Source organism: Paraliobacillus ryukyuensis (assembly GCF_003315295.1).
Lineage (GTDB): Bacteria > Bacillota > Bacilli > Bacillales > Amphibacillaceae > Paraliobacillus > Paraliobacillus ryukyuensis.
This window is the reverse complement of sequence record NZ_QNRI01000016.1, coordinates 1-22,386: the sequence shown is the minus strand read 5'-3', so window position 1 is coordinate 22,386 and position 22,386 is coordinate 1. Positions and strand designations below refer to the sequence as shown.

The 22,386-nt window shown below is 35.2% G+C and carries 25 protein-coding genes, 1 pseudogene and 1 other annotated feature; of the genes and pseudogenes, 21 read left to right on the top strand and 5 right to left on the bottom strand.

The genetic code is table 11. The annotated features are described in order from the left end of the window. Positions 1-217: 217 nt before the first annotated feature. The 3 genes from DES48_RS15055 to DES48_RS15040 all read right to left on the bottom strand — a co-directional run bounded on the left by DES48_RS15055 (position 218) and on the right by DES48_RS15040 (position 2,499). Entirely contained in the window at positions 218-1,183 is a 966-nt protein-coding gene (locus DES48_RS15055; RefSeq protein ID WP_113870134.1) for a hypothetical protein, read from the bottom strand. A 54-nt stretch (positions 1,184-1,237) separates the two neighbouring features. Further along, on the bottom strand, positions 1,238-1,477 hold the full coding sequence (locus tag DES48_RS15050) for a helix-turn-helix domain-containing protein (RefSeq protein ID WP_113870133.1): 240 nt from the start codon (positions 1,475-1,477) through the stop codon (positions 1,238-1,240). A 506-nt stretch (positions 1,478-1,983) separates the two neighbouring features. Continuing rightward, entirely contained in the window at positions 1,984-2,499 is a 516-nt protein-coding gene (locus DES48_RS15040) for a hypothetical protein (protein ID WP_113870131.1), read from the bottom strand. 226 nt (positions 2,500-2,725) lie between these two features. Here DES48_RS15040 and DES48_RS15035 point away from each other — a divergent pair, with 226 nt between their 5' ends. The 18 genes and pseudogenes from DES48_RS15035 to pheA all read left to right on the top strand — a co-directional run bounded on the left by DES48_RS15035 (position 2,726) and on the right by pheA (position 16,943). Continuing rightward, the gene (locus DES48_RS15035) at positions 2,726-3,826 is read left to right on the top strand and encodes a PIN domain-containing protein (RefSeq protein WP_113870130.1); all 1,101 of its coding nucleotides are present in this window, start codon (positions 2,726-2,728) and stop codon (positions 3,824-3,826) included. Between the two features lie 349 nt (positions 3,827-4,175). Beyond that, positions 4,176-4,373, top strand: coding sequence for a hypothetical protein (locus DES48_RS15030; protein WP_113870129.1), 198 nt, complete (start codon positions 4,176-4,178; stop codon positions 4,371-4,373). A gap of 281 nt (positions 4,374-4,654) precedes the next feature. Further along, positions 4,655-4,888: pseudogene (locus DES48_RS15025) on the top strand (JAB domain-containing protein); the annotation flags it as partial. A 210-nt stretch (positions 4,889-5,098) separates the two neighbouring features. Beyond that, a complete protein-coding gene (locus tag DES48_RS15020; protein ID WP_079708370.1) occupies positions 5,099-6,136 on the top strand; it encodes a rod shape-determining protein in 1,038 nt (345 codons plus the stop codon). Positions 6,137-6,150: 14 nt separating this feature from the next. After that, complete coding sequence (gene mreC / locus DES48_RS15015; RefSeq protein WP_113870128.1) at positions 6,151-7,032, top strand: rod shape-determining protein MreC; 882 nt, start codon at positions 6,151-6,153, stop codon at positions 7,030-7,032. Beyond that, a complete protein-coding gene (gene mreD, locus DES48_RS15010; RefSeq protein ID WP_079708372.1) occupies positions 7,032-7,565 on the top strand; it encodes a rod shape-determining protein MreD in 534 nt (177 codons plus the stop codon). The genes mreC and mreD overlap by 1 nt, the downstream gene beginning before the upstream one ends. A gap of 39 nt (positions 7,566-7,604) precedes the next feature. After that, complete coding sequence (minC, locus tag DES48_RS15005) at positions 7,605-8,291, top strand: septum site-determining protein MinC (RefSeq protein WP_079708373.1); 687 nt, start codon at positions 7,605-7,607, stop codon at positions 8,289-8,291. Beyond that, the gene (gene minD, locus DES48_RS15000; protein WP_113870127.1) at positions 8,284-9,081 is read left to right on the top strand and encodes a septum site-determining protein MinD; all 798 of its coding nucleotides are present in this window, start codon (positions 8,284-8,286) and stop codon (positions 9,079-9,081) included. The genes minC and minD overlap by 8 nt, the downstream gene beginning before the upstream one ends. 119 nt (positions 9,082-9,200) lie before the next feature. Further along, on the top strand, positions 9,201-9,962 hold the full coding sequence (locus DES48_RS14995) for a M23 family metallopeptidase (protein WP_113870126.1): 762 nt from the start codon (positions 9,201-9,203) through the stop codon (positions 9,960-9,962). Beyond that, the gene (locus DES48_RS14990) at positions 9,949-10,800 is read left to right on the top strand and encodes a M50 family metallopeptidase (RefSeq protein WP_113870125.1); all 852 of its coding nucleotides are present in this window, start codon (positions 9,949-9,951) and stop codon (positions 10,798-10,800) included. Before DES48_RS14995 ends, DES48_RS14990 begins: the two co-directional genes overlap by 14 nt. Positions 10,801-10,815: 15 nt before the next feature. Then, complete coding sequence (locus DES48_RS14985; RefSeq protein WP_113870124.1) at positions 10,816-12,270, top strand: Rne/Rng family ribonuclease; 1,455 nt, start codon at positions 10,816-10,818, stop codon at positions 12,268-12,270. 35 nt (positions 12,271-12,305) lie between these two features. Next, positions 12,306-12,384 (top strand) — a sequence feature (ribosomal protein L21 leader region). A gap of 16 nt (positions 12,385-12,400) precedes the next feature. Beyond that, positions 12,401-12,709 carry a 50S ribosomal protein L21 gene (gene rplU / locus DES48_RS14980; protein WP_113870123.1) on the top strand — a complete coding sequence of 103 codons (309 nt, stop codon included), beginning with the start codon at positions 12,401-12,403 and terminating at the stop codon, positions 12,707-12,709. 11 nt (positions 12,710-12,720) lie between these two features. Beyond that, positions 12,721-13,053, top strand: a complete 333-nt coding sequence (locus DES48_RS14975) for a ribosomal-processing cysteine protease Prp (protein WP_113870122.1) — start codon at positions 12,721-12,723, stop codon at positions 13,051-13,053. Between the two features lie 14 nt (positions 13,054-13,067). Further along, positions 13,068-13,364, top strand: coding sequence for a 50S ribosomal protein L27 (rpmA, locus tag DES48_RS14970; protein WP_079708380.1), 297 nt, complete (start codon positions 13,068-13,070; stop codon positions 13,362-13,364). A 359-nt stretch (positions 13,365-13,723) separates the two neighbouring features. Then, a complete protein-coding gene (locus DES48_RS14965) occupies positions 13,724-14,257 on the top strand; it encodes a Spo0B domain-containing protein (RefSeq protein WP_170126242.1) in 534 nt (177 codons plus the stop codon). Positions 14,258-14,271: 14 nt separating this feature from the next. Further along, entirely contained in the window at positions 14,272-15,552 is a 1,281-nt protein-coding gene (gene obgE, locus DES48_RS14960; RefSeq protein WP_113870120.1) for a GTPase ObgE, read from the top strand. Positions 15,553-15,622: 70 nt separating this feature from the next. Then, the gene (locus DES48_RS14955; protein ID WP_113870119.1) at positions 15,623-16,072 is read left to right on the top strand and encodes an ACT domain-containing protein; all 450 of its coding nucleotides are present in this window, start codon (positions 15,623-15,625) and stop codon (positions 16,070-16,072) included. A gap of 16 nt (positions 16,073-16,088) precedes the next feature. Next, positions 16,089-16,943 carry a prephenate dehydratase gene (gene pheA, locus DES48_RS14950; protein ID WP_113870118.1) on the top strand — a complete coding sequence of 285 codons (855 nt, stop codon included), beginning with the start codon at positions 16,089-16,091 and terminating at the stop codon, positions 16,941-16,943. Positions 16,944-16,962: 19 nt separating this feature from the next. On the opposite strand, the gene DES48_RS14945 is transcribed toward pheA, so the two are convergent. Continuing rightward, a complete protein-coding gene (locus DES48_RS14945; RefSeq protein ID WP_113870117.1) occupies positions 16,963-17,505 on the bottom strand; it encodes a transcription repressor NadR in 543 nt (180 codons plus the stop codon). A 15-nt stretch (positions 17,506-17,520) separates the two neighbouring features. After that, entirely contained in the window at positions 17,521-18,630 is a 1,110-nt protein-coding gene (locus DES48_RS14940; protein ID WP_113870116.1) for an IscS subfamily cysteine desulfurase, read from the bottom strand. A gap of 100 nt (positions 18,631-18,730) precedes the next feature. On the opposite strand from DES48_RS14940, the gene nadB reads away from it, so the two are divergent. The 3 genes from nadB to nadA are packed head-to-tail and all read left to right on the top strand — an operon-like array spanning position 18,731 to position 22,238. Next, positions 18,731-20,293 carry an L-aspartate oxidase gene (gene nadB, locus DES48_RS14935; protein WP_245911494.1) on the top strand — a complete coding sequence of 521 codons (1,563 nt, stop codon included), beginning with the start codon at positions 18,731-18,733 and terminating at the stop codon, positions 20,291-20,293. Beyond that, positions 20,290-21,117, top strand: a complete 828-nt coding sequence (gene nadC / locus DES48_RS14930) for a carboxylating nicotinate-nucleotide diphosphorylase (protein WP_113870115.1) — start codon at positions 20,290-20,292, stop codon at positions 21,115-21,117. The genes nadB and nadC overlap by 4 nt, the downstream gene beginning before the upstream one ends. 14 nt (positions 21,118-21,131) lie before the next feature. Continuing rightward, the gene (gene nadA, locus DES48_RS14925; RefSeq protein WP_113870114.1) at positions 21,132-22,238 is read left to right on the top strand and encodes a quinolinate synthase NadA; all 1,107 of its coding nucleotides are present in this window, start codon (positions 21,132-21,134) and stop codon (positions 22,236-22,238) included. The last annotated feature ends 148 nt before the right edge of the window (positions 22,239-22,386 follow it).

The window sequence follows — 22,386 nt, the reverse complement described above, 5'->3', positions numbered from 1 at the left end:
GATAACTGAAGCTATTATTTTTGCTAAGTATTCCACTTGTTCACCTCCTTTTCTATAATTCAATTATATCATTATGGTTGCGTGAATGCAACTATTTATTGAATGTATTCGACCTATTTTCAAGATTTTTATAAACAAAGAGCCCTCACAATGTGGGGGCTACTTAAAAAATAAATATAAACAAAGATAATTAAAATAATTTATGTATTATCAATTATTATTCTCTTTGTAGTCTTCCTAAACTCTCTAATTTGAAATTTTCTACATCCTTAATATCAATTAAATTAAAAGTCTCATTAATATTGTTTGTATTACGATCAATTTCAGTATACAAGAATTGGTCTTTGTATATAGTTAAAACTACATAATTATTTTCATCTTTTTCAAAGGTATAAAAATCTTTATTTGAATAACCATTAATTAAACCTAAGCAAATGGGAATTACGGTTAAACAGGTTATAATAATTAAAGATAAAAGTAAAAATTTCTTTTTCTTTATACTCTTTTGTGAAAGTTGAATTGTCAATAACTGAAACAAAAAAATAAATAAGCTCATATAAAATTTTGGATTATTAGATATTACAGACAAATATATGAAGATAAGGATTGGGATAATAAAACTACATAAAGCTATTATGTACCATAATTGCAATTGTTTGTTTTTCTTTATACTAATTTCAATTTCTTCTAATAAAGTATTAGACTCGTTAAGCTGTTCCTTAAGTTTTGAATTTTCATTTTGTTTTTCAAGGAATTCTTCTTTTTCCGAATATGTCAATGCTAAATTTGAATCAATATTAATATTATCATCTCGTTTATCTAAAGATTGCTTATACAAATTTAGTTCTTCATTAATACTTATGGCTTTGTTTTTGAGGTTTTTAATGCCATTTTCCGATTCCTTAATTTGCTTAAAAGCGTTAAATGAAAAAAGATCAAAAAGTGTAAAAAAATTGTATTTAAAAGCACTTGTCACAATTATAATAAGATTAATAAAAAGTGGAGAAAGAAATAACATAGTAAGTGACACTTCTTTAGCCCCTACGTCGATAAAATAAAAGGGTATGTCATAGATAAAAAATTTCCCTACATACTTTAAATAAGTAAGCACATAACTTATTCCGATAATCAATGTTAAAAGAACCGCTAAGTCAAATTTTGATAGTAACTTCTCTTTGTTCATAGAGCCCCTCCTTTAAATTTATTGATATTATTGGATAGTAACATCGCAGATTGTTTAATCATCATACGGTCTATACTTCTTCCTCAATTCCTCAAGCTCTTCTTTTTTCTCTAAAACTACAGATTTCAAAAACATCTTAGGCTGTTCTTTAGCAAGAGGTAACTTTCCGTTCTTAGCCAGGGTTCCAACCCTGGCTTTTGAAATACCAAGAAGTTCTGCCGTTTCATTTGCTGATAGTAAATTTTTGTTTAAAAAGGTTAGTAAGTCTTCATCATTCTGAAATTGATATTTCATATTTAAGATCCTTTCTTATTTGTTGGAAGTAAAATTTTAATAATAAAAATAACTAGCCACACACTAGAAACGATTAAGGCTATCCACTCTAACGGTTTCGTCTCATTAAAATCAATATCCAACAATAATGTGGCCATTAAAATAAATACCAACATATCAGTTAATTGTATTCTCTTCATGTTATTTTTAATGGAGGATGTGTTATAATATAAGTGTGAGAGGGGGCAAAGCCCCTCGTGTGTGTTAGTCCTTATCATCGTTGTTTATCCAGTCTATTATATCAAGTATGCCCTTGATACTGGCTATAAACCCTGCGATGGTGAGGACTATATTTCTTATATCCTCCAATTGTTTCCCTCCCTTCTATAATTTAATTATACTATACCTATTTAAAAAAGTAAATAGTTTTTATGTGTTTTATCAATTTTTTAATAAAAACGCCCCTCATTATGTGATGAGGGGCGAATAATTGAAACTAAATTAATTCTGATCGAATTTTTATGTGGTTAGGATTTGTTATTTTGTAATTCCTTCAATCTCTCTTCAAGTAATTCTATCATTATAAAAGTGATATTAGCTGGCTTTCTTTCTTTCAAATCATAGAAATATATTACGAGCCAAATTAGCGAAATGATTAGCCCGCAAGAGAAAATAAATGTTAATGCAATTAATAAAAATCCTATAGTAATACCCCAAATTGGTCCATCAAGAGATTGCATATCATTTAGACTCGAATTTACACTGGAAATTAAGCTTTCTGGATCATTACTATTAAGTAATGTAGTATTAAACATATAACCATAAATAATTATTATGAAAGATATAAAAAAATACTTAGTACCATTAAAATTATGGTTTTTCTCATTAACTTTAGCTATTTTAATAATTTCTTGATAAATTTCTTCTTCTGATGCATATGGTTTATCAGCCTTTTGATATGTATATAAGTCTCTTATATTTTTCTCTGCAGCTATTTTATTTTCTTTGTATTTTTTTAAGTGTTTATCTATATTTTTGATCACATTTCTATCTATAAAGAATCATTCCTTTAGGTTGAATTATGTTTGATTTAATTAATCCTCTTAAATGAAAGATTCGTTATTCATATACAAAATTCCTGTATAAAAGGTGAAAAAACATTTAAAAGAAAAACATTTGCTGAGAAATAGAGATAATGATACTGTTAAATAATATGGTGTGAAATATATTTTTTATAGTATTTAAAAATACTTATGGGAGAGTAATAATATGAATATATTTTTAGATACAACTGTTATTTTTTCTGATCCTTTATTTAAAGGGAATTATAATAGTACTCTTCTGAAATTGGCAGAAGAGTATAGAGATATAACCTTTTATATGTCTAATATTGTTTATAAAGAAGCTGAAAGATATTTTGAAATGAATGTGCGTAAAAGTTTAATTGAATTAAAAAAAGCAAAAAAAAATTTACAAAAATATAAATACGGTATCTTTGAAACGTTAGATACAAATTATCAGAGTGAAGAAGAAGTTAGCGATATAGTAGGTAATTTTAAGAGTTTTTATAGTGGTTTAGAAGATAAAGGTTTATTAAAAATCTTACCTTCTCCAAATAATATATTATCTGACCTGATACACAGGTCAGTAAATCGGATTAAACCATTTAAAGAGAATAAGTCTGAATTTCGTGATGCTGCAACATGGTTAACCTATGTAAATTATGTGGAAGAAAATAAAATCATGGATTGTTATCTTATAACTGAGAACGTAGCAGACTTTTTTGACGAACAGAAGAAGAACATACATCCAGATTTAATTAAGGACACAAAAAAATTTAAAGCTTTTCTTAATTTGAAAAAACTAGCGACAGAAGATGTGAAAATAAATAATTATATTGAAGAAAAGCAAGGGAAAAAGCAATATTTACAAAAATGGATTGATTACCAAGGAATTGATGAAGATTTTGTTTTAGGATATTTTGAATCACAAATTCTATTTAATGAGTTGTTTTATCAATGCACTGACTATATTTCATCTTTGAATAATATTAAAGACGAATATAGAATTTATGGTGGACAACCTTTGCTGAATAATATAGACATTAAAAGGATTCAAGACTTTAATATAGATATAATAGCAGAACAAATTGTTATTTCTGGAGACATAATCATAGAAGCTGATTGTTATGTTAAAGAATTTTTCAAAGATGAGAATGGAATAAACTTTGAGACAATACCTTTTATTACTGGATTGATACAACCTTTTTCATTCACTCTTGACACAGAAACAAAAGGTGCTATTAATTTACAATTAGAAGATATTTTCACATATAGTCAACCAAGAGTAGATCCTACTATTTATTTTTAATAACTATTACTAACTGAAAATCCAAAAGCACCTACCAGTGAAGTAGGTGCTTTTGTTTGTGATACTGTAAATGATACACTTTTAATCAAAAAATCGTTTTATTCATTTTAAAATAAAATCATCAAAACATTGATTTGTAGGTGTTTAATTAGATTTTTAAATCTATATTTATACCACGTTAAGCAAGTACTTTTTTCCAACAGAAATATAATGGAAGTAAAATATTTCAAAATACAAAGGACTTTGTATCTCTATATAGAATAAAGCCTAATACAAGGTGGTTTTTTATTTATAAAACCTAAATACCAAGCATATTTAAATATTCTATTTTAATAAAGAGGTGAATTGAATGAGATATGAAATGATTGAAACCCAAATTGACCCCGATATAAATTGCAGAATCATCAAAGTTCATGATCACCAAAGAAATTTTACTTTTTTATATTACGAAGATGAAGTGGAAGATATAGAAATGCTAGGATTGAAGTTGTTTATACAGGAAAGAAGAGATCCAATTCGATTAGGCGTTTATGACGTTTCACTATAGAGAGGAAGCACCTACTGTATTTCTTTATCAAGTAGGTGCTTCTTTTTTTGATCTCATAGATGCTTTTACACAATGAATTTTCGCCTCTTTTATGGCTCGTGTTTTAATATTTCTTTACAACGAAAAAACTAAATTTAAGTGACGAAAAAAGTGACTAACATGTTAATTTTACGTCACTTTAAATAAATTAAGATAAAGAGAAACAAAGTTTAATGTGTTGAAAATACTGTCAAATCAACGTTCTTGCATTTTGATAAACCAAACTAAAGTTCGGATAAAGAAATGCCTCCATTGTACATCCTAGAGAAATATTTCGTGAAGCTGTAAAACGAGCTGCCGCCTCTATTATTTGTTGCCACAACCACCCATCTGGGGATCCCTCTCCTTCCCAAGAAGATATCCATGTGACCAAACGATTAGCCGAATGTGGTAAAATGATTGGTATCGAACTTTTGGATCATTTAGTTATCGGAGATCATAAATTTGTCTCATTAAAAGAAAAAGGATACGTATAGCACTATCTATTTTTTGTTTTTTTTCGTATAATTGTATAGACGAAATTGTATTTGGCGCCATTTAACAAGTTCACTTGTGCTTGGCGCTTATTATGTTCATAAAATGTCAACATATTCATGTACATGATTAACATACATGGATATCACAAGAGTTGCTAAAAATAAAAATAAACTGATAACACCGTTAGAAATGAGAGAGGGAGATCAAAGTTGGGATTTAGTTTTTCGCAAGATTTAGGAATAGATTTAGGTACAGCAAATACGTTAGTTTATGTAAAAGGTAAAGGCATTGTTGTACGAGAGCCTTCTGTGGTTGCTCGTAACAACTCAACAGGTGATATTGAAGCTGTTGGAAGTAATGCTCGTAATATGATCGGTCGTACACCTGGGAATATATCGGTAATCAGACCGATGAAGGATGGTGTGATTGCTGATTATGATACAACGGCAGCAATGATGAAATACTATATCCGCTTAGCGCAAAAGAATCGTTCTTCTTTTGCCCGTAAACCGAATGTAATGGTTTGTGTGCCGTCAGGTATTACAATGGTTGAAGAACGCGCAGTTATTGATGCAACAAAACAAGCGGGTGCAAAAGATGCATTTCCTATTGCTGAACCTTTTGCTGCTGCAATAGGTGCAGGACTTCCTGTTTGGGAACCAACCGGTAGCATGATTGTTGATATTGGTGGAGGGACCACAGAAGTTGCTATTATATCTTTAGGTGGTATTGTGACAAGTCGATCGATTCGTACAGCTGGGGATAATATGGATGAATCAATTATTCAGTTTGTTCGTAAAAAATACAATCTTATGATTGGCGAACGTTCTGCTGAATCAATTAAAATGGATATAGGTTTTGCAGGAGATCCAACCAACAATGAAGAAATGGATATTAGAGGGAGAGATCTATTAACAGGGTTGCCTAAGACAATTACAATTACAGCAGAAGAAATTTCATCTGCTTTAAAAGATACAGTAGATGCAATTATCGATGCAGTGAAAAATACACTAGAAAAAACACCGCCTGAGTTAGCAGCAGATATCATGGATCGAGGTATTGTGTTGTCTGGTGGAGGAGCTTTACTTGCTGGTTTGGATTCTGTTATTAGTGAGCAAACAAAAATGCCAGTGTTTGTCGCTGAAGAACCATTAGATAGCGTAGCGATTGGTACTGGAAAATCATTAGATTACATTCAACATTTTAAATCACAACCGAATATCTCTACCCGTTCAACAATGGATTAAGTAGGTGTTTATGTATGTTTTTTTTTCGTAGAAAAAGGTTGTTTACCATATTAATTGGAATTATCATTCTTGTAGGGTTAATTGGTTTTTCCATTCAAGAACGAGATCATATAACAGCGCCAGAACAATTCGTAAAGGATGCAACTGGTTGGCTACAACAAGCAATTCATACACCAGTTGACTATGTAACAAATGTTTTTTCAAATATTGACGATGTGAAAAATGTTTACCAAGAAAACCAACAGCTAAAAGAATCACTGGAACAATATCAACAAACGCTGTACGAGGTGCAAGAACTTCGAAAAGAGAACGAAGAGTTGACGTCTATTATTGATAAAACGGAATCAGATTCTCTTAGTTCGTATAATCCGATCCAAGCTTCTGTCATTTCTCGCAGTCCCGAAAAATGGTTTAAACAAGTAACCATCAACAAAGGAAAACAAGATGGGGTAGAAAAAAACATGGCTGTGATTACTGGCACTGGAATGATTGGAAAGATCCAGACTGTATCGCAATTTTCTTCAACTATTCTTTTGTTAAATGGTTTTGACCGTTCGAACCGAATTTCAGTAAACGTAAATATAGCAGATCAAGATGAAGATGCCAGCGGATTTATTTTGGGATATGATGAAGATAGAAAAGCATTATTGTTAGAGTTTACCGATTATAATGAAGCGGTTAAAGCAGGTGAATTTGTGTTTTCTTCTGGGTTAGGTGGCGTCTTTCCTAAGGGTTTAGAGATTGGCGAAGTACAAGAAGTAACAACTGATCAATATGGACTGACTCAAATTGCCTATGTAAAACCATCTTCAGACTTAACCGATTTGCAACATGTCATCGTTGTTGATCGTGTAATGGATAATGCCAGTGATTCACAACAAGAGGAGGAAGAATAATGTCGCGTCTTTACATTCCTCTTCTACTTGTTTTAATCTTTGTATTTGAAGGAGTTGCCTATGAGTTTATCCCAGCTGATATAACTCAAAGAGACTTGTTCATCATTGCCCACTGGACATTTGTTTTTTTAGTTTTAATGGCTTTGTTTTATGATATGGAATATACATATTACTCTATTCTAGCGGCAGTCATTATTGGTTTAATGACGGATATCGCCTACACAAATATAATTGGTGTTTATATGTTTATCTATGCACTGGTCATTTATTTTATTCATGGTATTAGAAAACTTTTACATGCTAATTTTTTTGTAGCATTTCTACTAACGATTCTAGGTGTAGCACTTGTTGATATGGGCATATCATTTGTTTATTCTTTTATTGGAGTTAACAACATGCCGTTAACGGGCTATATGGTATATCGACTAGTACCCACACTTATAGCAAATGCAATCGCGTTTATTGTGTTTTATATTATCTTTAAAAGTCGATTAGTAAAATGGGCAACGGTTCGATTTGACAATAAAAAATAGACATAGATTTTGAAAAATGGAAAACGAGGTGAACCAACCGTGACAACTAACAAACAATTAATCACCATTAAAGGAACACGGGATGGATTAACATTAAATATAGATGATTCCTGTTCTTTTACTGCAATCCTTGAAGAGTTAGATCAAGTATTATCTACGCAATATATTGATGATGATTCACCAATGATAACCGTTAATATCCGACTTGGTCACCGTTATTTACATAATGAACAGGAGCAAATTTTACGAGATCTGATTAGAAAAAAGAACAAGTTAGTTGTACAATCGATTGAATCAGATGTGATTTTGAAACAAGATGCACTGCAATGGAAAGAAGAAAATGAAGTGAAAGTTATCACTAAAATGATTCGATCAGGTCAGTCGATTGAGATTACTGGAGATGTATTATTAGTTGGAGACGTTAATCCTGGCGGTAAGTTAACTGCAACAGGAAATATATTTGTCTTAGGTCATCTAAGAGGAATAGCCCATGCTGGGTCCTTTGGGAATAGAAATGCAGTTGTAGCTGCTTCATACATGCAACCGATGCAATTGCGTATTGCTGATTATATTAGTAGATCACCAGACTATGAATCTTCCGGTGTCTATATGGAATGTGGTTTTATTGATGAAAAAGCTGAAAAGATCATCATTGATCGTTTGCAAATTCTTACACAAAAAAGACCAGAGCTAAACGGGTTTGAAAGGAGAATTTTAAATGGGTGAGGCAATTGTAATCACTTCAGGAAAAGGTGGTGTAGGGAAAACAACTACAACTGCAAATATTGGTACTGCACTAGCCTTGAATGATAAAAAAGTTTGTCTAATGGATACAGACATTGGATTACGAAATTTAGATGTTATTATGGGGCTCGAAAATCGAATTATTTATGATATTATCGATGTGGCTCAAGAGCGTTGTAAATTGAAACAAGCTCTAATTAAGGATAAACGATTTGATTGTTTATATCTTTTACCAGCTGCACAAACAAGTGATAAATCCGACTTAACACCTGAAGCAATGGTACAAATGATAACAGAACTAAAGCAAGAGTTTGATTATATTCTAATTGACTGTCCTGCAGGTATCGAACAAGGATATAAAAATGCAGTTGCTGGAGCAGATAAAGCAGTTGTTGTTACGACACCAGAAAAATCAAGTGTACGGGATGCAGATCGAATTATCGGTTTACTCGAAAAAGAGGACATTGAACCACCTCACCTAGTTATTAATCGAATTCGTAATCATATGATGCAAAATGGTGACATGCTAGCGATTGATGAAATCGTTCAAATTCTCTCCATTGAATTATTAGGTATTATTGCTGATGATGATGAAGTAATCAAAGCTTCTAATCACGGAGAACCTGTAGCGCTTCAACCAAACACAAAAGCTTCTATAGCTTATCGAAATATTAGCCGACGTATTCTAGGAGAGTCTGTGCCATTGGTATCACTAGAAGATGAAAAAGGCATATTAGCAAAAGTGAAAAAGTTTTTTGGTATGCGTTCATAAATTAGTAGAGTGCTTGCTTCTTAGCAAGCACTCTTTCTGTTTTTACTGGAGATACATATTTGGTCCCTCGCCTTCATAGACTTGTACAAATCACAAATTGTTTATGAAGGATAGTGAAAATGATGAAAAAAGATATTGCACAGGTAAGGAAAGATATTGCACGGCGTAAACAAAAAAAACGTACTAATCACGTGGATCCACCTTCATCTAGTGCTAAATTCCTTGTTGAAGAAGAAGAAAAGCATGGTTATTTTCCGACAACTAGTAAAGCCTCAGAATTGGAATATCAGCCTGCTATTTCTAAAATTGTTTTTAAAACAATGGTTGCTGGCATTATATTTTTAGCTTGTACCATCAGTTATCAATTAGATCAACCATGGTTACAGAAACCTAAACATCTAGTTACTGTTGCCTTTACAGAAGAATTTCCTTTCGCGACTGTCAATCAATGGTACCAAAGTAAGTTTGGATCACCATTAGCTTTTGTTTCAAACAATGGGACAAGCGTAACGGACAAACAATCAGTGTTACCAGTAAATGGAACAATTAGTGAGTCCTTCCAAACAAATGGACAAGGTATTTTGATTGCTACGGATGACGCGTCAAAAGTTTTTGCCATGGATGAGGGAACCGTTCTATTTGCTGGTAATGATCGCACGACTAACAAAACTGTTATTATTCAACATCCGGATAAAAGTAAATCAATCTATGGGAATTTATCTGATATTACTGTCAATCAATATCAATTCATTAAAGCAAATCAAGAAATCGGCTCTTTTGCGCCATCTGAAAATGATGCGACTCAACTGTATTTTGCTATCGAAAAAAATAACCAATATCTTGACCCAGTGCAGGTGATTAAGGTTGATGAAACGTCTTAAGTTTATACCACCAATTGTCATTCACCCAACGCTATGGTTCAGTTTAGTAGTTTCGATACTTACGGGGACAATCATGGAATTTATTCTTGTCTTTTCGATCGTATTACTACATGAAAGCGGCCATTTTGTCGCAGCTAAATGTTTTGGGTGGAAAATCAGAAAAGTTATGTTGTGGATGTTCGGTGGCGTGATGGAAACAGAAAACTATTCCAATCGACCAATTTATCAAGAACTTATCATAACTTTGGCGGGTCCCATACAACATATTGGGATATTTTTTTTGTTATATGGATTAGATGCTTCGGCTACATTGTCGCCCTCACTGATACAGTTTGCTTATACATATAATTGGACGATCTTCATTTTTAATTTATTACCGATATTTCCTCTAGATGGTGGAAAGCTTCTATTTGCAGGGCTATCCTATTTGCGACCATTCCGACAAGCACATGCGAGTATGATCGTTATATCTGTAACAATTACGGTAATAATCCTTGGTATTATGTTTTACCATCAAGAAACAGCATTAAGTACATATCTATTATTTGCTTTTATCTTATGGGAAAATCGATTAGAATGGAAACAACGATTTTATACATTTATCCGATTTTTATTAAATCGACAACTATTATGGAAGAAAAAAAAACGAAGGCTCCCGCTTATCGTCCCTGCTTCTACAAAATTAATTGATGTATTCGGTCAATTTTATCGGGAGCAACAGCATGATATTTATCTTAAAAATGGGATGAAAGTAACAGATGAACAAGCATGCCTTTATATGTATTTTAATTTAAAACAATATCAGGCAACGGTAGCAGATGTTTGCCGAAAATCATAGAAATGAGGATCATACGTGGTTTCCTTATACCTTTTTAATGAAACAACAGAAAAAATAGGTCTTGCAGTAAAAAACGATAAAGTACAAGAATTAGTTATTGATCGGCCGGATTATCCACAACAAGTTGGTAATATTTATCTTGGGAAAGTGAAAAAAGTTGAAAAAGGGTTACAAGCTGCATTTGTTGATATTGGTGCTGAACAAGATGGTTTCCTACAACGAAAAGAAATACCTTACGGTGAAGATAAAAGAATCGAGTCTGTTATCACAGAAGGCCAATCGTTAATTGTTCAAGTGATGAAGGATGCCTATGCAACAAAAGGAGCTCGATTAACAGCCAATCTTACACTACCAGGACAACATCTTGTGTATATGCCATTAGGCAATCAACTGATTATATCCAAAAAATTAGACAGCACTGCTATTGAACCAGTGCTACAACGGCTTACATCTATACGTACAGCTCAAGAAGGCGCCATTATACGCACAGCGGCAGTTGATGCAAGTAGTGAAGTCATCGAGGCGGAATATTTAGCTTTACGCAACCAGATGACTAAACTATTGCAATCAACAAAAAATAAAGAGGCTCCCCAAGTCTTGTTTGTTGATTCGGTCAGTGTCAATCGCTTTATTCGGCTATTTTCTGCTCGTGAGATTGACGCAATTTATGTGGATAGTGCGCGTTTTGCAAAACAATTGCGAGCGATGTATCCATCAATTGCTTCGCTTATCAGTTGGAAAACTGCCCTAGAACAATCTTTACCGACACGGATAGATCAATTATGGAAAACGTTATTAGATCCGGTAGTGACACTACAAAATGGTATCAGTTTATCTATTGAAGAAACAGAAGCAATGGTTGTAATCGATGTAAACTCAGGAGGGTTCGCTGATAGGTATCATCACCAAAAGACGGCAGTGAAGACAAACCTAACAACCGTTCCAACAATTGCCGAACAGATTCGATTACGTAACTTATCCGGTATTATAGTGATTGATTTTATTGATATGAAGGAACAGAAAGATCAAAAACAAGTGATTGATGCTTTAAAAAAAGCCTTTCGATCGGATCGAATGCAAACGAATATATACGGATTCACCAAACTAGGTCTTTTAGAAATAACGAGAAAAAGAGAAGCACCATCTTTTGCGAAGCTAATCGCAGATCAATCAGCAACAAAAAAAAATGCGTATTCGACTCTTTCACAGGTATATAGCTTGGAACGGACAATTATTCGCCAACAATCATCAGATGTAGAAGCTGTACTTATTCAAGTAGAACCAAAAATTCGTCAGTTATGGGATCAAGTTGTTGATGTGAATTATTTAAAAGACAGCAATCTCCCAATGGTTTATTTTGAGCCGTCAAAAGGGGTAACAGGTTTTCATGTGAAACGGGCCGGATCAGAGCCATTAATTGAAGAATATATCCAAACACATCCCCATCTGATAGTTGACAAGGTCCTGTGATTCATGATACGATCAGTACGTTATTCAAGTAGCACCCGTTGCTACAACCGCGCAGAGCAGGTAAGGCATAAGTTGTTTCATACAACACCTGTAATGGCGAGTCTTAGTTCTTGAAGGAGGTGCAAGTAGTATGTACGCAATTATTGAAACTGGTGGTAAACAAGTTAAAGTTGAAGAAGGTCAGTCTGTTTTTGTTGAAAAATTAGAAGCAGAAACTGGAGAAGCAGTAACGTTTGACAAAGTACTTTTTGTTGGTGGTGACGATGTAAAAGTCGGAGCTCCTTACGTGGAAGGTGCTACTGTTGCGGCTAAAGTTGAAAAACAAGGTCGTCAAAAGAAAGTTACTGTATTCAAATACAAACCTAAAAAGAACTACCACCGTAAACAAGGTCATCGTCAGCCATATACAAAAGTAACAATTCAAAAAATCAATGCGTAAGGTTGACTATTATGATTCGAGTTACGATTTATCGTAGATCAAACAAAAATGTATTTGCTTTTGAACTGAGCGGACATGCAGAGAGTGGTCCTGTTGGTCATGATTTAGTTTGTGCCGCCGTGTCAGCCGTCTCGTTTGGGTCCGTTAATGCAGTGATAAAGCTTTGTGAGATTGAGCCAATAATTGATCAAGGTGGCGAAGGTGGTTATCTATATGTAGAACTGCCCGATGATCTAGCAAGTAATACGTTAACACGTGCTACAACGCTATTAGAGGGAATGGTTGTTTCATTAGAAACCATTGCTCGTGATTATGGTCAATATATTACCATCTCTGAAAAGTAAGGAGGTGCAAACCAATGCTACGTTTAGATTTGCAATTTTTCGCATCTAAAAAAGGTGTGGGTAGTACAAAAAACGGTCGTGATTCCATTTCCAAACGCCTAGGCGCAAAACGTGCCGATGGTCAATTTGTTTCTGGTGGATCAATTCTTTACCGTCAACGTGGAACAAAAGTATACCCTGGTTTCAATGTTGGCCGTGGTGGAGATGACACACTTTATGCAAAAACAGAAGGTGTGGTACGTTTTGAACGAGTTGGGCGTAACCGTAAACGCGTAAGCGTCTATCCATTACCACAAACACAAGAAGCATAATTACGAAAAAACGCTGACCCTATATGGGTGAGCGTTTTTTTCGTTACATGTTAAAAACAATTTGGCTCTATACTAAATGTGGTGTTATTCCGGCTCTATTATATCTAACTGACCCACGTCCTGTGTGCCCGAGGAAAGCGAGTATATTTCCCCTGCGGTTCAGGTGCAAGTATAATTAATAATGTAAGTGTAATAAAAGAGATGGTGGAGTGAAAATTACACCACCACATTTGACAGAGAACCAATAATTTTTATAGCCCATATCATAAACAGATAAAAATACATCTATTCATAAAATAACTTTTAACGTCATTTATTTTTTGTTATACTTTTCATAATGTAAGATGGGCGGTGTACAAATGAATGAAGAAGAAGTGATTCAACTTTTAAGACACTATCGTCATGATTGGATGAATGAACTGCAACTAATTATGGGATATGCTCAAATGGGTAACATAGAAAAAGTGCAGGAAAAAGTAAATCAGGCTGTGGAACATGCAGCATTAGATCGAAATTTACAGAGTATACCATTGCCTAAAACGGCATTATGGATCATGCAATTTAATTGGGAATTTGCAAATTTTCGTATGTCTCACGATGTGAAAGTAAATCAAACGATAACAGTAGATGATCAAACCGTTGTGGATCAACTAAAGCAGTTGATGACTTACTTGGTCGAACACAGTCTCAAAATGTCGTTGTATCATGTTACGTTAGTGTTGCGTGAAACAGATCAACATCAGTTAGAAATACTGCTTCGTTTAGAAGGAGAGATTGAAAACGAACAAACATTAATAGAAAAGTTAAAAACAATGAATCCTTCCATGCAAGTAAACAGTAAAACAAACCAACAAGAAAATCATGATCTAGATTTAACATGGTTAGTGAAATGAAGAGGTGACAAAATATGTTTGTCGATCAGGTTAAAGTATATGTAAAAGCAGGAGACGGTGGAAATGGTTTAGTCGCATTTCGTCGTGAAATATATGTTCCAATGGGTGGTCCAGCTGGTGGAGATGGTGGAAATGGTGCTGATATTATTTTTGAAGTTGATGAAGGATTAAATACATTAATGGACTTTCGCTATCAGCGTCATTTCAAAGCGAAACGTGGCGAAAATGGTATGAGTAAAGGCCAACACGGGAAAAATTCAGCGCCAATGGTATTACCAGTACCCCCAGGAACAACGGTAAAAGATGAACAAACAGGCGAGGTATTAGCGGACCTAACCGAGCATGGTCAACGTGCAGTCATTGCCAAAGGGGGGCGTGGTGGACGAGGTAATATTCGATTTGCTACGCCTAGAAATCCGGCCCCGGAAATTGCGGAAAACGGGGAGCCGGGGATCGAGCGCGATATCATTATTGAGTTAAAATTGCTTGCAGATGTAGGTTTAGTAGGTTTTCCAAGTGTGGGTAAATCTACCTTATTATCTGTTGTAAGTGCTGCAAAGCCAAAAATTGCTGATTATCACTTTACTACGTTAGCGCCTAATCTTGGTGTAGTTGATACGGGAGATAACCGAAGCTTCGTAATTGCTGACTTACCAGGATTGATTGAAGGCGCTAGTGAAGGTATTGGCTTAGGGTATCAGTTTTTACGACATGTCGAACGGACAAGGGTAATCGTGCATGTTATTGACATGGCTGCTACAGAAGGTAGAGATCCATATCAAGATTTTCTTACAATAAATGAAGAATTACAGGCATATGATAAGACATTATTAGACCGACCACAGATTATTGTAGCGAATAAGATGGACATGCCAGAAGCACAAGATAATTTAGCATTATTCAAAGAAGAATTAACCGAAGCTTATCCAATTTATCCGATATCCACATTGACGAAAGAAGGTTTGCGCGAACTGTTATTTGCAATTGCTGATAAATTAGATACGATTCCGAAATTCACAAAACCTGTGGAAGAAGCGCCGAAACGTATGGTCTATCGTTATCAAGAAGAAGAAGCACCATTTAATATTAGTCGAGATCCTGATGGTGCATTTGTCTTATCTGGAGAAAAAATTGAAAAACTATTCCGTATGACTGATTTTTCAAGAGATGAATCCGTCCAACGGTTTGCACGTCAACTACGTGGAATGGGAGTAGATGATGCACTTCGTAAAAAAGGAGCCGAAGACGGGGATACCATCCGTTTACTCGATTATGAATTTGAATTTATCGAATAGTTATCAGCATAGCTACACAAATCAAAGTCAACAACTTGTACTTGCTAAAGTATAAAGGGGAATGCTTTCCATGTCAGAAAAAGAAGAGAATTTTTATTTGATTCGAAGTGATTTTCTTCCCGATTCCATGCGAAAAACATTAGAAGTAAAAGAGCTTCTAGCAAGAGGGAAGGTAGCCTCCGTTTTTGAAGCGGTCAAGCAAGTTGGGTTGTCAAGAAGCGCCTTCTATAAATACCGTGATGCCATTTATCCATTTAAGCGAGTAATGAATGAACGAATTATTACATTGTTCTTTCATTTAGATGATCGAGCAGGGGCGCTATCCAATTTGTTGACGACAGTTGCAGAAGCTGGTGGGAATATTCTTACGATACATCAAACCATTCCGCTTCAAGGGAAAGCGAATGTAACGTTATCGTTAAACGTAGAAGAAATGCAAGTAGAGATAGAAAAATTGATGGTAATGATTAAAAATATTCCATCTATAGAAAAAGTTGAAATTTTAAGTGCTGGTGGATGATGAGGAGGGAAGTGTCATGCGAATTGGATATTTAGGACCTAAAGGAACATTTACGAAAGCTGCTGTAGATGCGTTATTTACAAGTGAAGTGACCCAAAGTTATCGAACGATCCCAGAATGTATGGATGCTGTCAAGCACGGTCAGATCACTTATGGTGTATTACCATTGGAAAATACATTAGAAGGAACTGTGAACCTTACCATTGATTATCTAATTCAAAATAAAACATTAAAAATTGTAAGTGAAGTAATTGTACCGATTCGACAGCATTTAATGGTTCATACGCATAACAAAAACAGTTGGCATGATGTTGAAACAATCTACTCCCATCCACATGCACTAGCACAATGTCATCGGTTTTTACATAATGGCATGAAGGGTGTGAAAGCAGAAACATTCCCATCTACAGGAGCAGCTGCTGAATATGTAAGCAAACACCCAGAAAGAGTGATAGGTGCTATTGCTAATGACACAGCCGCTACTGAATATAGATTAGAAATTGTTCAACGAAATATTCATGATTTTGAAAATAACCATACTAAGTTTGTCGTATTACATAAGCAGGATACAACACTAGAATCCAAGCAATTAACAGAGAAAGGTCAAAAAACCACCCTTATGATTGCATTGCCAACAGATCATGCTGGTGCCTTACATCAAGTGTTAGCTGCTTTTGCATGGCGAAAAATCAACTTATCAAAGATTGAATCTCGTCCGATGAAAACAGGCTTAGGCAATTATTATTTTTTAATCGATATCGAGCAGCAAATGGATGATATCTTAATTCCGAATACAATTGCAGAGCTTGAAGCACTTGGTTGTTCTATCGAGATATTAGGTAGTTACCCAAGCTATCTAGTAGAAGATTGACTATAAAGGTGAAACAACCTTAACTAGTCATAACAAGAATGCCAAGTTTTTTTAACTGTTGTTCTACTTTATCTAATTGCTCTATTCGATCTGCTTCGATGGTATGAAGATGTGGTCCATCAGTCAATTCTAATAGAAATGGGGCGTTCGTCTCTGATATGCGCTCCATAAATTGTTTTACTTCTTGACGGTTACTAACCATCAGTGTCGCTTCCAGATTACCATAAACTGGATGTTCAATCATGACGTTTTTTACAGTTACCCCTTGATCCACGATACAATCCAACTCGTCTTTTGTTTGTTCACGTGAATGATCGCAAGCGATTATCCGTCTGAATGTCTTTTTTTCTGAAGAAGATGTTAAATAAATATATCCTTGACTTGTAGCTATAATCGGTTCTTCTTTTGCTTTTAATAAAGATATATCTTGAACGATTACTTGTCTACTAACCCCAGCTCTATTCGCTAATTCAGTCCCCTTGATAGGATTTGTTTCTTCTTTTAACCAAGCGATAATGCTATCGCGGCGTGCTTTACCAATTAATTTTTTGGTTGATGTCATCTTACCTATTCCTTTCTACGTGCTATACCATTTTGTAATCATATTTTCGCATACTTGAATGACTTTTTCTAGTTGCTTCATTGTTGTTGTTTTTCCAAGAGAGATTCGAACAAAACGTTTCGCCACTTCCTCCGTATAACCCAAGTTAAGTAGCGTTGTGTTAGCCATTTGATTACCTACCGTACAAGCACTTCCTGTAGAGATGGCAATTCCTGCTTGATTAAAGGCAAGCATTGCGTAATCACCAGGTATCTCGTCAAAAAGAATGCCAATAATTGATGGTAGTTGATTCGGATAGGTTAACAGTTGAAGTGGAAACTTTAACGTTTTTAACTGTTGTACAAAGCTATCTCGAAGCTTTTGCATTTGTAACCATTCTTCATTTTGTTTTTCCACTATGCTACTAGCAGCTGTGGCAAAAGCAGCGATACTAGGTACATCCAATGTGCCAATATCCAGTTTATTTAATTGCACAGACTGTGGATTTAAATAAACTGCTCCTATACCTTTTGGTCCGTAAATTTTATGACTAGAGATCGAGTAACTATCAATTGGTAATTGTGCTAGATCAATAGCAAGTTTCCCAAAAGCTTGGATACCATCACAATGAAATAAAATCTGTTGTTCTTTTAATAAGCCAGCGATTTCTTCAATCGGTTGAATCGCTCCTATTTCAGAATTAATGTGTTGGACAATAACTAAGACAGTATCGGATCGAAGTATGTGTTGTAATTGATTAGTATCAACGATTCCTGCTTGTGTTGCTGGCAAATACGTTATGTCATAGCCTTTGTTAAGACGTAAATTCTCTAAAAAGTCATTAATTGATTTATGTTCCATTCCACTGGCAATGATGTGCCTTCCTTGCTTTTGCTTATGCTGCAGCAATAACTCAACCCCCAGTTGATTTGCGTGTGTTCCACCATTTGTAAAATGAATATGTTGCGGATTCACGTGCAACTTTTCCGCCAGTTGGTTCTGACTCATACGAACAATATCTGCGGCATAATTTCCAATGTCATGCAAGCTATTACTATTCCCATATCCGCGTCTTGCTATTTCTTGATAAGTGTAAAGAGCTGCTTCAGACATAGGCGTTGTAGCTGCATAATCTAAATAAATCATCACATTCTCTCCTCTAAACGTATGTAATAATCATTAGTTTAAATTAAGTGTTGTCATATGTAAATAATTATGTAAAGATAGGTGTAAAGACAGAAAGAAGGTGACAAAAATAAAGAGACAAGAAGATGTCGTGATTATCGGGGGTGGCATTAGTGCTTGCACAGTCGCCATGCAGCTCTACCCAGATAGGAAAGTAACGTTAATTACCAAAGACCTAACTAGTACGAATACAGCACGAGCACAAGGAGGGATAGCTACAGTTGTTCATCAATCTGACAGTTGGTTACAGCATTATCAAGATACCATCACTGCTGGCTATGACATGAACAATAAACAAGCAGTTGAACTACTAGTGAAAAATGGTCGATCGTATATCGATGCGTGGATAGACAAGGGTTTTGCTTTTGATCGAAATGAGCAAGGAAGATTACTAGCTGGAAAAGAAGGAGCTCATAGACATGCTAGAATCCTTCATGCGGGTGGTGATCAAACAGGAAAGAATCTAATGGCATTTTTATATCGTCAATTAAAAGATAATATAACCATCATATCCGACCAAACAGTAATACAATTACTGGTGAATGGTGATAAATGTTTTGGTGTGCAATTGCTAAGCAAGCAGCACGAACTTTCACATGTTTTTGCTTCTGATATTGTACTCGCTACTGGAGGTTGCGGTGGATTATTTGAGATTACATCAAATCATCCTTCTATTTTAGGCGAAGGAATTTCACTCGCTTATCATGCTGGTGCAACTATTAGTGACCTGGAGTTTATTCAATTTCATCCGACGTTGCTTTGGAAAGATAATAAGTCTTATGGTCTTATCTCTGAAGCGGTTCGTGGGGAAGGAGCTTATTTAACAACCAACAATAACCGAAGAATTATGGAAGATCACCCATTAAATGATTTAGCCCCGAGAGATGTAGTGGCACGGTATATTGCTGATGCTAGAGCAAGTGGAGAAGACGTTTTCTTAGATATATCGATGATAACTGATTTCACAAGTAGATTTCCGACGATCACGAAACAATGTCAACAAGCTGGTATAAAGTTGGATCAAGGGTTGATTCCAGTTGCCCCTGGTGCCCATTTTCTTATGGGAGGCGTGGTGACTGATAGCAATGGAGCTACAAAAGTGAAACATCTATATGCAGTTGGAGAAGTCGCCAACACAGGTGTACACGGAGCAAACCGATTAGCAAGTAATTCGCTATTAGAAGGACTTGTTTTTGGCTATCAAGTGGCAAATGCAATAAAATTTTCTAAAAGCAATGAAGAGTCAAAGGAAAGGCAACATTTTTCAGTAAACACGTCTACTCAATCAGCCATTCACTTACCATCTTTATCGGATTTAAGACACAATATGAGTCAGTACATGGGGATTTATCGTGATCATCAAGGATTGCTTCGTTTTAAACAATGGCTCGAACAATTTGATTTAGTCATTGATTTAGCGGAAGTGCCCGTGTTCCAGAAGGCGATGTTACATCAAACGATAACAACTTGGTTAATGGTAACGTCTGCTTTAAAACGAACAGAAAGTAGGGGAGCACACTACCGAAGAGATTTTCCGATAGTTAATGAGCATTGGAATCAAGTGCACATTGAACAAACGAAACAACAGAAAAGACAAAAAATCGGTACAGGGAGAAACACATGAATACGTTAAAGGTCAAAGAACAATTAAAATATTTTTTACTGGAGGATATCGGGGATAAAGATCTAACAACCGATAGCTTATTTCCTGATAATCACGAAAAAGAAGTAGTTGTTATAGCCAAAGAACAAGGGATTTTAGCTGGCATACGCATGATTGCACTTACTTATGAGATCATTGATCCAACCATAAAAGTCATCGCACTTAAACACGATGGAGAAGAAGTGAAAAAAGGTGATTTGCTTGCTATTGTGAAAGGAAGCGCTAAGAGCATATTAATGGGAGAGCGTGTGTGTTTAAATCTTTTGCAACGGATGAGCGGCATCGCAACCCTTACTAACGTAGCGAAACAAAAGTTAAATAGTACACATACACAAATAGCAGATACACGGAAAACAACTCCTGGATTACGTTTGTTTGAAAAATACGCTGTGACATGTGGTGGAGGAGTTAACCATAGGAATGGGCTGTATGATGGCGTCATGTTAAAAGATAATCATATCGCATTCTATGGTTCTATCACCGAAGCAGTTGCAATAGCACGCAAATCAATTGGGCCTATGGTGAAGATTGAAGTAGAAACAGAAAATAAAGCACAGGTGGAAGAGGCTGTCGCATGTGATGTAGATATTATTATGTTTGATAATCAAGATCCTGAAACAATCACACAATCGATTACGCTCGTACCACAACATATTGTAACGGAAGCTTCTGGCAATATTGATTTGACAAATATCGTAAGCTATCGTCAAACAGGAGTGGATTACATTTCATTGGGTTTTATTACACATAGTGCCAAAGCATTAGATATAAGTATGAAAGGTTAAAGGGAGAGAAGAGCATGCAACTGTTAGATCTAATCAAACAAAATTCGAACCAAATTCCTGCTTCCTATTTAGAACAATCGGAGCAAGAGATGATTAAACAAATTCAAGCGATTAAAGATTTTTTTGGAGAAAAACTCTATATACCTGGTCATCATTATCAAAAAGACGAAGTTATTAAATTTGCAGATGATACGGGCGACTCGTTGCAATTAGCCAGACTAGCGCAGCAAAATAAAGCGGCCGAATACATAGTTTTTTGTGGTGTTCATTTTATGGCAGAAACGGCGGATATGTTAACGGGTGATAATCAAAAAGTGATTTTACCCGATATGCGAGCAGGTTGTTCAATGGCAGACATGGCTGATATTATACAAACCCACTATTGTTGGAATGAACTTCACCAACTATTCGGTGACACGATTACGCCATTAACATATGTCAATTCTACCGCTGACATTAAAGCTTTTGTTGGTAAGCATCAAGGGGCAACAGTTACCTCATCCAATGCCAAACAAATGGTCCAATGGGCGCTAACTCAAAAACAACGTATTTTGTTTTTACCAGATCAACATCTAGGTCGAAACACGGCATACGATTTAGGGATTCCTTTAACAGAGATGGCAGTATGGGATCCAATAAAACAAGAACTAGAGTACACAGGCGATGTGCAAGCGATTCGCGTTATTTTGTGGAAAGGACATTGTTCGGTGCATGAAAACTTTACAACAAAAAATAGTTCATATACTCGAGAACATGAACCAGATCGAAAAATTATCGTACATCCTGAATGTAAATGGGAAGTAGTCCAGCAAGCAGATTTCGCTGGTTCCACTAACTATATTATCGAAACGATTAAAGCAGCTCCTGCCGGAACAAAATGGTCGATTGGCACAGAAATGAACCTAGTGAAACGATTGATTCAGCAAAATCCAGATAAAGATATTGTTTCATTAAATCCTTATATGTGCCCGTGTTTAACGATGAATCGCATTGATTTACCACACTTATTATGGGCACTTGATACGTTGAAAAATGGGGAAATGATTAATCAAATTAAAGTAGATGAACGAACGACTAGGTATGCTAACATGGCGTTAGAAAAAATGTTAGCAACGGTATAACTATCATTCTAACCATTTACCATCTGAAGCAAGCAACTTCAGATGGTTTTTTTATTAATGCTTTTAAAACCACAGGCTATGCCTGTGTGAAAATAAACCTTTAAGGGATGTAACAAAAGAATCTCCAATCGTATAATAGAGATGGCCG

Coding starts and splice junctions, on each gene's coding strand:
- DES48_RS15030 (WP_113870129.1), top strand. CDS start 4,176: ATGAGATATGAAATGATTGAAACCCAAATTGACCCCGATATAAATTGC.
- nadC (WP_113870115.1), top strand. CDS start 20,290: ATGAATACGTTAAAGGTCAAAGAACAATTAAAATATTTTTTACTGGAG.
- mreC (WP_113870128.1), top strand. CDS start 6,151: ATGTTTTTTTTTCGTAGAAAAAGGTTGTTTACCATATTAATTGGAATT.
- DES48_RS14995 (WP_113870126.1), top strand. CDS start 9,201: ATGATGAAAAAAGATATTGCACAGGTAAGGAAAGATATTGCACGGCGT.
- DES48_RS14965 (WP_170126242.1), top strand. CDS start 13,724: ATGAATGAAGAAGAAGTGATTCAACTTTTAAGACACTATCGTCATGAT.
- DES48_RS15050 (WP_113870133.1), bottom strand. CDS start 1,477: ATGAAATATCAATTTCAGAATGATGAAGACTTACTAACCTTTTTAAAC.
- DES48_RS14940 (WP_113870116.1), bottom strand. CDS start 18,630: ATGATTTATTTAGATTATGCAGCTACAACGCCTATGTCTGAAGCAGCT.
- pheA (WP_113870118.1), top strand. CDS start 16,089: ATGCGAATTGGATATTTAGGACCTAAAGGAACATTTACGAAAGCTGCT.
- DES48_RS14945 (WP_113870117.1), bottom strand. CDS start 17,505: ATGACATCAACCAAAAAATTAATTGGTAAAGCACGCCGCGATAGCATT.
- minD (WP_113870127.1), top strand. CDS start 8,284: ATGGGTGAGGCAATTGTAATCACTTCAGGAAAAGGTGGTGTAGGGAAA.
- rpmA (WP_079708380.1), top strand. CDS start 13,068: ATGCTACGTTTAGATTTGCAATTTTTCGCATCTAAAAAAGGTGTGGGT.
- DES48_RS14990 (WP_113870125.1), top strand. CDS start 9,949: ATGAAACGTCTTAAGTTTATACCACCAATTGTCATTCACCCAACGCTA.
- nadA (WP_113870114.1), top strand. CDS start 21,132: ATGCAACTGTTAGATCTAATCAAACAAAATTCGAACCAAATTCCTGCT.
- obgE (WP_113870120.1), top strand. CDS start 14,272: ATGTTTGTCGATCAGGTTAAAGTATATGTAAAAGCAGGAGACGGTGGA.
- DES48_RS15055 (WP_113870134.1), bottom strand. CDS start 1,183: ATGAACAAAGAGAAGTTACTATCAAAATTTGACTTAGCGGTTCTTTTA.
- DES48_RS14955 (WP_113870119.1), top strand. CDS start 15,623: ATGTCAGAAAAAGAAGAGAATTTTTATTTGATTCGAAGTGATTTTCTT.
- rplU (WP_113870123.1), top strand. CDS start 12,401: ATGTACGCAATTATTGAAACTGGTGGTAAACAAGTTAAAGTTGAAGAA.
- DES48_RS14975 (WP_113870122.1), top strand. CDS start 12,721: ATGATTCGAGTTACGATTTATCGTAGATCAAACAAAAATGTATTTGCT.
- mreD (WP_079708372.1), top strand. CDS start 7,032: ATGTCGCGTCTTTACATTCCTCTTCTACTTGTTTTAATCTTTGTATTT.
- DES48_RS15035 (WP_113870130.1), top strand. CDS start 2,726: ATGAATATATTTTTAGATACAACTGTTATTTTTTCTGATCCTTTATTT.